General features: G+C 67.5%; 14 protein-coding genes. 5 read left to right on the top strand and 9 right to left on the bottom strand.

What is annotated here, in order from left to right; genetic code table 11:
* Nucleotides 1-10 precede the first annotated feature (10 nt).
* Nucleotides 11-754 carry an acetoacetyl-CoA reductase gene (gene phbB / locus BM031_RS03425; protein ID WP_091871096.1) on the top strand — a complete coding sequence of 248 codons (744 nt, stop codon included), beginning with the start codon at nt 11-13 and terminating at the stop codon, nt 752-754.
* Nucleotides 755-882: 128 nt separating this feature from the next.
* On the opposite strand, the gene BM031_RS03420 is transcribed toward phbB, so the two are convergent.
* The 9 genes from BM031_RS03420 to BM031_RS03380 form a co-directional block, all read right to left on the bottom strand.
* On the bottom strand, nt 883-1416 hold the full coding sequence (locus tag BM031_RS03420; protein ID WP_229408471.1) for a hypothetical protein: 534 nt from the start codon (nt 1414-1416) through the stop codon (nt 883-885).
* An 11-nt stretch (nt 1417-1427) separates the two neighbouring features.
* Nucleotides 1428-2282 (bottom strand): hypothetical protein, encoded by an 855-nt coding sequence (locus BM031_RS03415; RefSeq protein ID WP_091871093.1) that lies wholly within the window; start codon nt 2280-2282, stop codon nt 1428-1430.
* Between the two features lie 93 nt (nt 2283-2375).
* A complete protein-coding gene (locus tag BM031_RS03410) occupies nt 2376-2741 on the bottom strand; it encodes a VOC family protein (RefSeq protein WP_091871090.1) in 366 nt (121 codons plus the stop codon).
* A 43-nt stretch (nt 2742-2784) separates the two neighbouring features.
* Nucleotides 2785-3594, bottom strand: a complete 810-nt coding sequence (gene hyi, locus BM031_RS03405) for a hydroxypyruvate isomerase (RefSeq protein WP_091871088.1) — start codon at nt 3592-3594, stop codon at nt 2785-2787.
* 70 nt (nt 3595-3664) lie between these two features.
* Complete coding sequence (locus BM031_RS03400; protein WP_091871085.1) at nt 3665-4942, bottom strand: MFS transporter; 1278 nt, start codon at nt 4940-4942, stop codon at nt 3665-3667.
* Nucleotides 4939-5409: a MarR family winged helix-turn-helix transcriptional regulator gene (locus BM031_RS03395; RefSeq protein ID WP_091871083.1), complete on the bottom strand. Its 471-nt coding sequence runs from the start codon at nt 5407-5409 to the stop codon at nt 4939-4941. The genes BM031_RS03400 and BM031_RS03395 overlap by 4 nt, the downstream gene beginning before the upstream one ends.
* Before the next feature lie 78 nt (nt 5410-5487).
* Entirely contained in the window at nt 5488-5871 is a 384-nt protein-coding gene (locus BM031_RS03390) for a hypothetical protein (RefSeq protein ID WP_091871080.1), read from the bottom strand.
* A 106-nt stretch (nt 5872-5977) separates the two neighbouring features.
* A complete protein-coding gene (locus BM031_RS03385; protein ID WP_091871077.1) occupies nt 5978-7354 on the bottom strand; it encodes a DEAD/DEAH box helicase in 1377 nt (458 codons plus the stop codon).
* Nucleotides 7355-7592: 238 nt separating this feature from the next.
* Nucleotides 7593-8372: an inositol monophosphatase family protein gene (locus tag BM031_RS03380; protein WP_091871074.1), complete on the bottom strand. Its 780-nt coding sequence runs from the start codon at nt 8370-8372 to the stop codon at nt 7593-7595.
* A gap of 177 nt (nt 8373-8549) precedes the next feature.
* Between BM031_RS03380 and BM031_RS03375 the strand changes: the two genes are divergently transcribed.
* The 4 genes from BM031_RS03375 to BM031_RS03360 all read left to right on the top strand — a co-directional run bounded on the left by BM031_RS03375 (nt 8550) and on the right by BM031_RS03360 (nt 12585).
* Nucleotides 8550-9311, top strand: a complete 762-nt coding sequence (locus BM031_RS03375; protein WP_091871071.1) for an RNA methyltransferase — start codon at nt 8550-8552, stop codon at nt 9309-9311.
* 201 nt (nt 9312-9512) lie between these two features.
* The gene (locus BM031_RS03370) at nt 9513-10031 is read left to right on the top strand and encodes a hypothetical protein (protein WP_091871068.1); all 519 of its coding nucleotides are present in this window, start codon (nt 9513-9515) and stop codon (nt 10029-10031) included.
* The gene (locus BM031_RS03365; RefSeq protein WP_091871066.1) at nt 10028-11638 is read left to right on the top strand and encodes a GMC family oxidoreductase; all 1611 of its coding nucleotides are present in this window, start codon (nt 10028-10030) and stop codon (nt 11636-11638) included. The genes BM031_RS03370 and BM031_RS03365 overlap by 4 nt, the downstream gene beginning before the upstream one ends.
* Nucleotides 11635-12585, top strand: coding sequence for an esterase/lipase family protein (locus tag BM031_RS03360; RefSeq protein WP_091871063.1), 951 nt, complete (start codon nt 11635-11637; stop codon nt 12583-12585). The genes BM031_RS03365 and BM031_RS03360 overlap by 4 nt, the downstream gene beginning before the upstream one ends.
* Nucleotides 12586-12616: the final 31 nt, after the last annotated feature.

Raw genomic sequence — 12616 nt, 5'->3', positions numbered from 1 at the left:
GGGGACATTCATGATCAAACGCGTCGCCCTCGTCACCGGGGGCATGGGTGGGCTTGGCACGGCCATGTGCCGCCGCCTGCATCTCGACGGCTTCACCGTCGCCGCCACCTTCTCGCCCTCCAATCACCACCACCACGAATGGCTGGCCAGCCATCGGCGCGACGGCATGGAATTCATCGCCGTCGAAACCGACGTGGCCGATTTCGAGGCCGCCGGCCGCGCCGTGCAGCGCCTGCTCGACCATGCCGGACGAATCGACGTGCTCATCAATAACGCCGGGCTCACGCGCGACTGTGGCCTGCGCACGATGGGGCTGGACGACTGGCATGCCGTCATGGGCGTGAACCTCGACGGCGCCTTCAACATGGCGCGCCACGCGATCGCGCCGATGCTCGTGCAGCAGTGGGGCCGCATCATCAACATCGGCTCGGTCAATGGCCAGCAGGGAGCGCTGGGCCAGGTCAACTACGCCGCCGCCAAGGCCGGCCTGCACGGGCTCACCAAGGCGCTGGCGCTGGAATCCGCGCGCTACGGCGTCACCGTCAATACCGTCTCGCCCGGCCACCTCGATACCCGCACGGCACATGCGGTACCGCCTCAGTTGCTGCACGAGCGCATCCTGCCGCAGATCCCGGTCGGGCGCCTGGGGCAGCCCGACGAAGTGGCTGCCATGGTGTCCTGGCTGGTGTCGGAAGAAGCGGGTTTCGTTACCGGAGCCAATCTGGCGATCAATGGCGGCCAGCACATGTGCTGAGCGGTTTTGTACTCGTTGCCTCGGCGCGCTAGTCGGAATGCGAGCATCAGCGGGGGACGGCGTCGCGGCAGTGCATATGAAATTTGAACGCGCGCTCGGCATCGCCGCCGCTCATGGCCCGGAGCACCCTACGTCACCGGTGGTGTTGGCTTGGGCTTGAGCGCGCCCAGGGCCTTGGAATGCTTTTCCACTTTTTCGATGGCCGCAAGCAGCGGCATCGGCTGGCCCGTGATGGCGGCGCCGGCCAGCGTCAGCAGGCCGCCCACCAGGCCGGTGGCTTCGCCGATGACGGCGATCTTGCGGATCTTTTCAGCGGCGTCGGCGGTGAGCCTGGCCAGCTGGGCCTGCGGCTTGCCGAGTCCCTTGACGATGAAGGCGGCAGCATCGGCATACAAGCTGTTGGCGCGCTGGCGCATCAGGGTTTCGTCTTCCAGCAGCGCGCGCGCGGTGGCCTGGACGCCCTCGGGCACCGGCCCGCCCTGGTAGGAGCGGATTTCCTTCATGACGCGCTCGTGGATCTGGTCGGCGCAGGCGGAAAGCTGGTCGGCCAGCTCGATGATGTGCGCGGGAGAAGAGAGCGCGGCGGCGGCGGGGGCGGGGGCGGGTGCGGCGTCGGGGCCGGCAAGGGTGGCGGCGGCGGGACGGGTCGGGGTGGTAGCCATGTGCTCTCCTGTCAGTCGCCGGACAAGCCGTCGCGGATGGTGCGCAGGTCGCGTCCGTAGTTGGCCAGCAGGCGCCGGACTTCATCGTTCGACAGCTTGCCGAGGTTCTCGCGCATTTTCTGGTGCCCCAGCGCCACCTTGGTCAGGCCTTGCAGGGCCAGCTCGTAGCGGCGGTCGATGATCTTGTATTCGGTGGCCTTGTTCAGGTAATGCACCTTGGCCAGCGTGACCAGCATGCGGTCGGAATTGCGCGTCGAGAACGGGATTTCGACGTCAAAAATGCCGAGGATGGTCTTCTTTTCATTCTCGTTGGTCTTGTAGTAGAGCCGGGTGAGCTGGATCATGGCGTCGAGCAGCACCTGCACGTCGGCGTCGCCGTCGCGCACCATGGTTTCCACGCTGCGGTTCTGGTAGCCGGAGGCGATCACGCGGGTCAGCAGCCGGGTCATGCCGGTGTAGGCCGTGATGTGGCGCTGCTGCAGGCCAGACTCGGTATTCGCCTTCAGTCCGTTGCCGAGGTCGTCGATGCGCTCGGACAGGTCGTAGCGCGCGTCGCCGGCCAGCAGGCTCAGCGTCTGCATGTAGAGCACCATGGTTTTCTGGATTGCGATGAAATCCTCGAACACGGCGCGGCGCTTGGCGTCGTTGTCGCGCGCCAGCTTGTCGGCGGCCGGCGAGAGGTAGGGCTGCTCGCGCTCGTAGGTGTCCCGGTAGCGGCGCGCCAGCTCGGCGTAGCCGCCGAGGCGCGCGGACGCATCGGCGAACTCGCGCACCTCCTGCAGGCTGACCGGTCCGCCCGTGGAGGCGCAGCCGCCCAGGAACAGGGCACATACCAGGAACAGTCGGATCGAAAGATATCGCAGCATGTGGGTCCTTTCAGGCCGGAGGGGGCGGCCGGAAAGATCCCATTGTTTCAAACTCCGTCAGGCGGAGTTTTGCTGATGGTCAATTGACCGAGCTTACTCGACCTTCGCGCGGTCGAAGTGTGGGTTCTGGATCACGCCGAACAGGTTGCCGTCAGGGTCGCGCACGGTAGCGACGCGGATCCCGCCGCCCACGTCGGAGACCGGCGCATCCACTTCGGCGCCCAGGGCCACCAGGCGCGCCAGCTCGGCGTCGGCGTCGGCGGTTCCCCAGTAGGCGGTGGCGCCGCTACTGCCGGGTTGGCCATCGGGAATCAGGCCCAGTTCGAAGCCGCCGACCTCGAAGCCGACATAGAAGGCTTCATTGAAGTACGGGGCCTTGCCCACTGCCTGCTCGTACCAGGCGGTCGCTTCAGGCAGGTTGGTGACGGGGTAAATTACGGTGCGCAATCCCTGGATCATCGTACTTCCTCGGCTGGATAAAACCCCAATGTTGCCTGACCGATCAGGCCTTGTCCAGCAGCAGCGCCGCGGCCCGCTTGCGCTCCTGCGCGAGCCAGCCGAAGCTCGCCATCGTCTCGCCCTGCGGATGGTATTCGCAGCCGACCCAGCCGTCGTAGCCCAGTTCGTCGAGCAGGGTGTACAGGTAGGGGAAATTGATTTCGCCGGTGCCCGGCTGGTGGCGTCCCGGCACGTCGGCCAGCTGGATGTGGCGGATCAGCGGGAGGTACTGGCGCAGCGTGCCGGCCAGCTCGCCCTCCATGCGCTGCATGTGATAGATGTCGTACTGCATGAAGAGGTTATCGGCGCCGCATTCCTCGATGACGGCGGCGGCCTGGCGGCTACCGGTGAGGAAGTAGCCCGGGATGTCGCGCGTATTGATGGGTTCGATAAGCAGGTCGATGCCGTGCGGGCGGCACTGGGCCGCGGCGTAGCGCAGGTTCTCGACGTAGCAGGCGTGGGCGCGTTCCTGCGGCACGTTGGACGGCAGCTTGCCGGCCAGGCAGTGCAGGCGCTTCACGCCCAGTTCCAGCGCGTAGTCGATGGCCAGGCCGACGCTGTCCCGGAATTCGGCGCTGCGGCGCGGGTCGCAGGTGATGCCGCGCTCGCCCGCGTTCCAGTCGCCCGGAGGCAGGTTGTGCAAGACCAGTTCCAGCCCGTATCGCCGCAGGCGCTGGACGATCTGCTCCGGCTCGAACGCATACGGGAACTGGAACTCGACCGCGTCGAAGCCGGCGCTGCGGGCCAGGGCAAAGCGCTCGAGGAAAGGAGCGTCGGGGAACAGCGTGCTCAGGTTGGCGGCGAATTTCGGCATGGGATGAAGGCTTGCTGTGGCAATCCCTTCATCCTAGCCGATTCGCCCCCCGGCCGTCACGGCCTCCCACTCAGCCCTGTTGCGCGGCCGGCGTTGCGTCGGCCAGCCGGGCCATCGGCGTGAACTGCCAGGCCAGCAGGGCCGCCACGGTCAGGAACAGGCCGGCCCCCATGAACAGCGTGGCCAGGCTGATGAAACTGGCGAGCCAGCCGGCGACCGCGGCGCTCAAGGGCGCCAGGCCCATGAAGACGAACATGAAGATGCTCATCATCCGGCCCAGCATCGCTTTCGGCACGCTTTGCTGCAGCCAGGTGAATACGGCGACCTGGACAAAGCCGCCCAGCACGCCCATCGCCACCAGCAGCAGCATGCCCTGCCAGCTCTCGGTCACCATGCCCAGCGGCACCAGCAGCAGGCCGGCGATGCCGTCCACCAGCAGCAGGGTGATGCCGAGGTTGACCACGCGCCGCTTGCCCAGCACGCCGGACAAGGCCATGCCCGCCAGCGCGCCGGCGCCATGGGCGCCCATCAGGAGGGCCAGTGCCGAGGCGCCGTGCAGGCGTTCGCTGGCCAGCAGCGGCAGGCCTACCTGCATCAAGCCGCCGATCACGCAGGCGCACAGGCCCCAGTACAGGAAGGCGGTGCGCAGGCGCGGGTCGCGCCACACGGTGGCCAGCCCGGCGCCGACGGCGCGCAGCACGGGCTCCGGCGCCGCCTTGTCCTGGGCCGGCGCCGGGAGCGGCCGGACTTTCGACAGGGTCCAGGCCGACACAAGATAGGTGAGGGCGTCGAAGGCGAAGGCCAGGCCGAGGCCGCGCGCGTCCCCGGACCCGGCGCTGCCGTCGCCGGCCAGCACGAACAGCAGGCCCGCCAGCAGGGGCCCGGCCAGCATGGTGAGCTGGCGCATGCCCATCATCGCCGCGTTGGCGCCTCCCAGCAGCTGGAGCGGGACGGCATGCGGCAGCATCGAGGTGCCGGCCGGGATGCTGAAGGCCGACGCCAGGCTCAGGCCGATCGCCAGCAGCGCGACCAGCGGCAGGCTGGCCTGGCCCGACAGCACCAGCGCCGCGAGGATGGCCAGCAGCAGCGTGTTGGCATGCTTGGTCAGCATCAGCACGCGCTTGGGCGAGTAGCGATCGACCAGGGCGCCGCCGAACAGGATCAGGATGGCGCGCGGCACGCCCATCACCGCCACCATCACGCCGAGCATGAGCGGGTCGCCGGTGAGCTGCAGCACCAGCCAGGGCAGGGCGATCAGGGTGAACTGGTCGCCGAGGGCGGAAATGACGCCGCCGCTCATCAGCCAGGTGAAATTCGGATCCCGGCGCAGGGTGGTGGGCAGGCTCATGCTTGCTGGCTGCCGCCCAGCTGCGCCAGCAGCGCCGAGGTCGACGCGAGCAGTTCGCGCGACGGCGCCCCCAGCACGGCGCGGCTGACGTTGTGCACCACCACGCTGGCGTTCGTGACCAGCTCGCTGCCGGAGGGCGTGATGATGGCGTAGCCGACCCGGGCATCGCGCGGATCGCTCTGGCGGCCGACCAGGCCGATCTTTTCCAGCGGCAGCAGCGACCGGGTCACGCCCGAGGCGGTGAGGCCCAGTTTTTCAGCCAGGTCGACCCGGCGCAGGCGTCCGCCCGGCGCCCGGAGCAGGCTCAGCAACAACTGGTAATCGGCAAAGCTGATGCCGTGCAGGCTGCCGAGGGAATTGTCCAGCCGGCGCGACAGGGCCGCCCAGGCACGCGCCATGCGCAGGCAGAATTCGCTGGTCGGGCTGTCGAAAGGGGCGGCGGGGACGTCGTTGTTCAGGTCGCTCATGGCGGGCTCCGTTCATTGATAGATAGTTGATCGCTCAAATATATGCCGCTTTGCCCGCCCTGGCAAGTACTTGTGCATTCAAGTATTCAGAGAGAGGTCCGTGAACGCCGGTTCATCACGGATGAGCTTGAGCAGGGCGCCCAGCACCGGATCGTCGGGCGCCAGCGCTGCTTTCCCGAACAATTTCTCGGTGAACGCGCGCTGCTTGTCGAGCTGGATGATGCAGCCATGGTTGCCATCGTCGCCGGGCTGCAGGATCGCCCCCAGCATATAGCTGCGGCCGCCATTCTGGACGAACCCGCACCATCCCCAGTCCTCGGGAATCGGCTCGGACACCGGCGCCAGTAGGAAACGTTCCCGCACATAGTCCAGCAGCAGCTTGCCGGGCGCGTCGTTATGTGGATTCTCGGGCTCGTGCGCCAGGTCGAAGAGCCGTGAGTTGAAAAAAATAACTGGATGCATAAAAAAATGGGGTCAGGGTCGAATGGCTCGGAAACGTTTGACTGTTTCCCAACAATTCTACCCTGACCCTCATTGGCGGGTGGCTGCACGAGCCACCGGTGACGACTTAGCGGTCGCGGCCTGGGCGCGAAGCGCTGGCAGGACGGGGGCCGTTATTCGAGCGCTTGGCGCCGGCCGAGGCGGGTGCGCCGCCCGGGCTGCGCGGCTTGTTGCCGCCGCCATTGCCGCCGCGGTTGCCCGCCGGGGCGCCGCGGCCACCGCCGCCACCGCCACGGTTACCGTGGCCAGGCGCGCCGCTGCGCAGCTGGATCGGCTGCGCCTTGGCGTTCAGGTCCGGCTCGAAGCCAGGGATCACGTGACGCGGCAGGGTCTGCTTGATCAGCTTCTCGATGTCCTTCAACATCTGATGCTCGTCCACGCAGACCAGCGAGACGGCTTCACCGGTCGCGCCGGCACGGCCGGTACGGCCGATACGGTGCACGTAGTCTTCCGGGATGTTCGGCAGGTCGTAGTTCACCACGTGCGGCAGCTGGTCGATGTCGATGCCGCGCGCGGCGATGTCGGTTGCCACCAGCACGGTCAGGCTGCCGTCCTTGAACTCGGCCAGCGCCTTGGTGCGCGCGGTCTGGCTCTTGTTGCCGTGGATTGCCATGGCGTTGATGCCATCCTTGCCCAGCTGTTCGACCAGCTTGTTGGCGCCGTGCTTGGTGCGCATGAACACCAGCACCTGTTCCCACGCGTTGGACTTGATCAGGTGGGCCAGCATCGGGTGCTTCTTGTCGCGGTCGACCGGGTGGATTTTCTGGGCGATCACTTCCACGGTCGAGTTGCGGCGCGCGACTTCGATCGAGGCCGGGTTGTTCAGCAGCTTGTCGGCCAGGGCCTTGATCTCGTCCGAGAAGGTGGCCGAGAACAGCAGGTTCTGGCGCTTCGGCGGCAGCACCGCCAGCACTTTCTTGATGTCGTGGATGAAGCCCATGTCCAGCATGCGGTCGGCTTCGTCCAGGATCAGGATTTCCACTTTCGACAGGTCGACGGTACGCTGGCCGACGTGGTCGAGCAGGCGGCCCGGGGTGGCGACGAGTACGTCGACGCCCTGCTTGAGCAGCTTGATCTGCGGGTTGATGCCGACGCCGCCGAAGATGCAGGCCGAATTCAGGTTGGTGTACTTGCCGTACAGGCGCACGCTTTCCTCGACCTGGGCCGCCAGTTCGCGGGTCGGGGTCAGCACCAGGGCGCGGATGACGCGCGGGGCGGTCTTGCTCTTGATGGCGGCGCCGACCGCATCGGTCGACAGGCGCTGCAGGATCGGCAGGGTGAAGCCGGCGGTCTTGCCGGTGCCGGTCTGTGCGCCGGCCAGCAGGTCGCCACCGTTCAGGACGGCTGGAATTGCCTGGGCCTGGATCGGGGTAGGGGTGGTGTAGCCTTGTTCAGTGACAGCGCGAACGATCGCATCGGACAAACCGAGAGTAGAAAATGACATGAATTCTTTATCAAAAGTGGGCCCGCACCAACATGGCGCCAGTCCAGGAAATCGGATTAGTCATTGCAGGCGGGACGCGGTGACACCGCGGGAACGCCGGACGCTGCCGCTCGTGGATAGACGAGCAGGACAGCCGGGATTATAGAGGAGCTGTTTCTCTATGGAAAGTTTCTGACCGGGACTTTCCGTCCGGTGAAGCGGGGCGCGTTGATCACGCCCCAGAAGCACAGCGGGTATTTTACTTGAAAGCGGCGAGGAGCGGGACCATGGCGCCGAAAACCTTCGGACCGGCGGCGATGATGTCGCCCTTGTGCAGGTAATCCGACTCGCCGCTGAACTCGCCGACGATGCCGCCCGCTTCGGTCACCAGCAGGGCACCGGCGGCGATATCCCACACTTTCAGGCCCTTCTCGAAGAAGCCATCGATGCGGCCGGCGGCGACGTTGGCCAGTTCCAGCGCGGCCGAACCGGCGCTGCGCACGCCGTGGCAGCGCGAGGCGACGGTTTCGTACATGCGCAGGTATTCGGCCAGCGCCCGTGGGTCGGGGCCATGGCCCGCCGACAGCAGGGCCTTGCCGATGCGGTCGTGGTTGCGCACGCGGATGCGCTTGTCGTTGAGGTAGGCGCCGGCGCCCTTGGTGGCGGTGAACAGGTCGTTGCGCACCGGGTCGTAGACCAGGGCGTTGGTGATCACGCCGCGCTGTTGCAGGGCGATCGAGATGCAGTAGTTGGGGTAGCCGTGCAGGAAGTTGGTGGTGCCGTCGATCGGGTCGATGATCCACACGTTTTCGCTCTCGTCATTCAAATTCGCCGATGCACCGCTTTCTTCCGCCAGGATGGCGTGGTCCGGATAGGCCTTCAGCAGCGTTTCCACGATCGCCTGCTCCGCCGCCTGGTCGACGTCGGTCACGAAATCGTTGTGTTGTTTTTCAGAAACAGTGATACGGTCGATGTCGAACGACGCCCGGTTGATGACGGTGGCGGCGCGGCGGGCGGCTTTGATCGCCGTGTTGAGCATTGGGTGCATGGAGGCTTCCGTGGGAAAAACGCGAGCGCCCACCACGCCGCGAGGCGCCGTGAACGGTCAGCTAAATTAGAGGATGACAAAGAGCAAAGCGGTGCCGAACCCGTTAGAATCCCGGACTTGATCGTCCCGAATCCCAACCGTCCGCACCGCGCGATAGCGCTATTTTAAATGAACCCGACCGAAATCAACACGTCTCTTTTAAAACGGCTGCGCTTTGTGCTGGTCGAAACCAGCCGCGCCGGCAATATCGGCTCGGTCGCGCGGGCCATGAAGACCATGGGTTTTAGCGAGCTGGTGTTGGTCACCCCGCGCTGCGCCGAGCCCTTGACCGACCCGGAAGCGGTCGCCTTCGCCAGCGGCGCCCGCGACGTGCTGGACAATGCCCGCATCGTCGGCAGCGTGACCGAGGCGCTGGAAGGCTGCAACTTCGCGGCAGCGGTGTCGGCCCGCCTGCGCGAGTTTTCGCCGCCGGTGTGGACCCCGCGCAGGTTCGCTACGCATGCGGCCGCGCAGGGCGATCTGCGTCCCGCCATCATTTTCGGCAACGAGCGGGTCGGCCTGCCGAACGAGATCGTCGAGGGATGCAATGTGCTGATCAACATCCCCGCCAATCCCGACTACTCGTCCCTGAACCTGTCGCAGGCGGCGCAGGTGCTGGCCTACGAATGCCGTCTCGCCGCCCTCGGCGACACGGTCGACGAGCGCGGCGTCGGCTTCCATGGCGACGCCGCCAGCCTTGCCCAGGTCGAGGGCATGTACGCCCATCTCGAAGAAGCCCTGGTGGCAATCGGCTTCCTCAATGCCAACAACCCGAAAAAACTGATGCCGCGCCTGAAACGCCTGTTCGCCCGCACCGGCCTCGAGACGGAAGAAGTCAACATCCTGCGCGGCATCGCCCGCGAGATCATCAGCCAAGCCCCCAAAAAATAAACTTCGGGGTCAGGTCTGACAATCGGACACGGCCTGGGCTGTAGAAGCGAGCGATTGCGGCGGCGCGGCCCGATCGAAGCTGAGCTCGTGTCCAAATGTCAGACCTGACCCCGAAGTTTTGCGGCTAGACGGAGCCCTCTAGTCCAGCTTGCCTTGCTCGCTTGCCCTTGTCGTACACTTGGAAAAACACAAGAGGCGGCAATGGGGACTTCACGACGGACTTTCCTGGCATGCGGTGGGCTGGCGGCGCTTGCTCTGGCGGCGGGCGGCGCGCTTTACCGCGCCAGGCAGGGCGCAGCATCGCACCGTTTCGCGCTCGACGGCGAGGCGCAGGCGGCGCTGCATGCGATCGTGCCGGCGATCCTGGCCGGTGCGCTGCCGCAAGGGGCGGGGCGAGCAGGGGCGATATCGACCACCATCGACGGGGTCCACCAGGCCATCCTCGGCCTGCCGCCCGCCACCCAGCAGGAAGTCCAGGACTTGTTCGGCCTGCTCGCGCTGGCGCCGGCGCGCCGCCTGCTCACTGGCATATCGGGCGGGTGGGAGCGTGCGCGCAGCGAGGACGTGGCCGCCTTCCTGCAGGATTGGCGCCTGCATCGCCTCGGCCTGCTGCGCACCGCCTACCACGCGTTGCACGACCTGGTGCTCGGGGCCTGGTATGCGCAGCCAGCGAGCTGGGCCGCGACGGGCTATCCGGGGCCGATGAAGGAACTGGCATGACGGCGCCGCTGATCCTTGACCCGATCCGGGCCGGCATCGTACGCGGCTGGAGGGTCCTCGATGCGGCGACGCTCACTGCGGACCGCGGTCTGGAGGCCGACGTCGTCATCGTCGGCAGCGGCGCCGGCGGCGGCGTGACGGCGGAGATCCTGGCGCGGGCGGGGCTATCCGTCATCGTGGTGGAAGAGGGCGCGCTCAAGTCCTCCGCCGACTTCAGGATGCGCGAGGCCGAGGCCTACCCGTCGCTGTACCAGGAATCGGCTGCGCGCAAGACGGCCGACAAGGGCATCAACATCCTGCAGGGCCGCACCGTGGGCGGCTCGACCACCGTCAACTGGACCTCGAGCTTCCGCACGCCCGCCGCTACGCTTGACTGGTGGCGCACCCACCATGCGCTGCCCGACGCCACGCCGGAAGCGCTGGCGCCCTGGTTCGCCATGATGGAGGCGCGCCTGCAGATCGCCGACTGGCCGGGCGCGCCCAACGAGAACAACGATATCCTGCGCCGCGGCGGCGCGCAGCTCGGCATCCCGACGGGCCTCATCCGCCGTAATGTCCAGGGCTGCTGGAACCTCGGCTACTGCGGCATGGGCTGCCCGACCAACGCCAAGCAGTCGATGCTGGTGACCACCATCCCGGCTGCGCTCGAGCTGGGCGCGCAGCTCGTCACGCGCGCCCGCGCCGAGCGCTTCGTGCTGGTGAAGGACCGCGCCGACGAGCTGCTGTGCCATGCGCTCGATGCGGCCGGGGTCCACCCGACCGGGCGTGTGCTGCGCCTGCGCGCGCGCCATTTCGTCGTGGCCGGAGGCGCCATCAATTCGCCCGCGCTGCTGCTGCGTTCACAGGCGCCCGACCCCAGCGGCCAGCTCGGTAAGCGTACTTTCCTGCACCCGACCGTGATCTCGGCCGCTTTCTTCCCGCAGCGCGTGGAGGCCTGGGCAGGCGCGCCGCAAACCGTCTACTCCGACCATTTCCTGGCCGGTCCGGTCGACGGACCGATCGGCTACAAGCTCGAGGCCCCGCCGCTGCACCCGCTGCTGCTGGCCACCACCATGAACGGCTTCGGGCAATCGCACGCGCAGCTGATGCGCGACTTTCCGCACCTGCAAGGCATGCTCGCCTTGCTGCGCGACGGCTTCCATGAAGGCGCTCCTGGGGGCACGGTGCGCCTGCGCGCCGACGGCAGCCCGGAGCTCGACTACCCGCTGACCGATTACCTGTGGGACGGCGCACGCCGCGCGCTGCTGTCCATGGCCGAGATCCAGTTCGCCGCCGGCGCCAGCGCGGTACAGCCGGCGCACGAGATGGCGCGCCGCTACACCTCCTGGCGCGAAGCGAAGGCCGCGATCGCGGCGCTGCCGCAGCAGCTGCACCTGACCCGCGTGGCCTCGGCCCACGTGATGGGCGGCTGCGCGATGTCGGGCGGCGAGCGCCAGGGCGTCGCCACGCCCGATGGCCAATATCGCGGCATCGCCAACCTGTCGGTGCACGACGGCTCGCTGTTCCCGACCTCGCTGGGCGCCAATCCGCAGCTGTCGATCTACGGGCTCACCGCCAAGCTGGCCACCGGCCTGGCAAATCGCCTGGCGGGGAGCAGGACGGCATGAGCGCGCGCCTGATGCTGCGCCTGATCCTGGTGCTGCAGGCCTTGGCCGCGCTAGGCATCGGCGCCGCAGCCATCGAGGTGTTCGGCGCGACGCGCTGGCAGGCGCTGGCGGCGGGCCTGGGCAGCGTGGTGCTGGTGCGCCTGCTCATCAACGCCAACAACTTCTTCATGAGCGCGCGCTTCGCCAGCCCGACACCCAGCGAGTACCAGCTGGAAATCGGCGCGCGGCTGCGCATGTTCTTCGAGGAGTTCAGCGCCAGCATGCTGCAATCCTCCTGGACCATGCCGCGCGCCGCCGCCTGCACCCGCATCCACGCCGGTTCCGGCGCGCCACCGGTGCTGCTGCTGCACGGCTACGGCTGCAACAGCGGCTACTGGTCGCACCTGGCGCCGCGCCTGGATGCGGCGCGCATCAGCTACGCCACCGTTGACCTGGAGCCGCTCACCGGCGACATCGATGCCTACGCGCCGCTGGTCGAGGGGGCGGTCGATGCGCTGCTTGCGGCCACCGGCGCGCACAAGGTGGTGATCGTCGCCCACAGCATGGGCGGGCTGGTGGCGCGCGCCTGGATGCGCGCCTGCGGCATCGACCGGGTCGCGCGCGTCGTCACGCTCGGCACGCCGCACCATGGCACCTGCCTGGCCGCCTTCGGGGTCGGCCTGAACGCCGCCCAGATGCGGCGCGCGGCAAGCGCCGAACCGCCCGAATGCGCCTGGCTGCGCGAACTGGCGCGCGGCGAAGCGGCTGCGGCGCGCGCGCTGGTCACCTCGATCTACACCCACCACGACAACATCGTTTCGCCGCAGACCTCGAGCGAACTGGCTGGCGCGCGCAACCTGGCCTTCGGCGGCGTCGGCCACGTGGCGCTGGGCCGCAACCCACGCGTGCTGGACGCGGTGATGCGGGAAATCACGCAGCTGTGCGAGCACCCGGAACAGGCGTATTGACGGCGCGCGTGCTACAGTGGGCACAACGCCG

Source organism: Massilia yuzhufengensis, from assembly GCF_900112225.1.
GTDB lineage: Bacteria > Pseudomonadota > Gammaproteobacteria > Burkholderiales > Burkholderiaceae_D > Telluria > Telluria yuzhufengensis.
This window is presented reverse-complemented; position numbering and strand designations above follow the sequence as displayed.

Excerpts from the sequence above, each read along its gene's own strand:
- BM031_RS03400 (WP_091871085.1), bottom strand. The coding sequence starts at position 4,942 with ATGAGCCTGCCCACCACCCTGCGCCGGGATCCGAATTTCACCTGGCTG.
- phbB (WP_091871096.1), top strand. The coding sequence starts at position 11 with ATGATCAAACGCGTCGCCCTCGTCACCGGGGGCATGGGTGGGCTTGGC.
- BM031_RS03420 (WP_229408471.1), bottom strand. The coding sequence starts at position 1,416 with ATGGCTACCACCCCGACCCGTCCCGCCGCCGCCACCCTTGCCGGCCCC.
- BM031_RS03390 (WP_091871080.1), bottom strand. The coding sequence starts at position 5,871 with ATGCATCCAGTTATTTTTTTCAACTCACGGCTCTTCGACCTGGCGCAC.
- BM031_RS03385 (WP_091871077.1), bottom strand. The coding sequence starts at position 7,354 with ATGTCATTTTCTACTCTCGGTTTGTCCGATGCGATCGTTCGCGCTGTC.
- BM031_RS03365 (WP_091871066.1), top strand. The coding sequence starts at position 10,028 with ATGACGGCGCCGCTGATCCTTGACCCGATCCGGGCCGGCATCGTACGC.
- BM031_RS03415 (WP_091871093.1), bottom strand. The coding sequence starts at position 2,282 with ATGCTGCGATATCTTTCGATCCGACTGTTCCTGGTATGTGCCCTGTTC.
- BM031_RS03380 (WP_091871074.1), bottom strand. The coding sequence starts at position 8,372 with ATGCTCAACACGGCGATCAAAGCCGCCCGCCGCGCCGCCACCGTCATC.
- BM031_RS03360 (WP_091871063.1), top strand. The coding sequence starts at position 11,635 with ATGAGCGCGCGCCTGATGCTGCGCCTGATCCTGGTGCTGCAGGCCTTG.
- hyi (WP_091871088.1), bottom strand. The coding sequence starts at position 3,594 with ATGCCGAAATTCGCCGCCAACCTGAGCACGCTGTTCCCCGACGCTCCT.
- BM031_RS03410 (WP_091871090.1), bottom strand. The coding sequence starts at position 2,741 with ATGATCCAGGGATTGCGCACCGTAATTTACCCCGTCACCAACCTGCCT.
- BM031_RS03370 (WP_091871068.1), top strand. The coding sequence starts at position 9,513 with ATGGGGACTTCACGACGGACTTTCCTGGCATGCGGTGGGCTGGCGGCG.
- BM031_RS03375 (WP_091871071.1), top strand. The coding sequence starts at position 8,550 with ATGAACCCGACCGAAATCAACACGTCTCTTTTAAAACGGCTGCGCTTT.
- BM031_RS03395 (WP_091871083.1), bottom strand. The coding sequence starts at position 5,409 with ATGAGCGACCTGAACAACGACGTCCCCGCCGCCCCTTTCGACAGCCCG.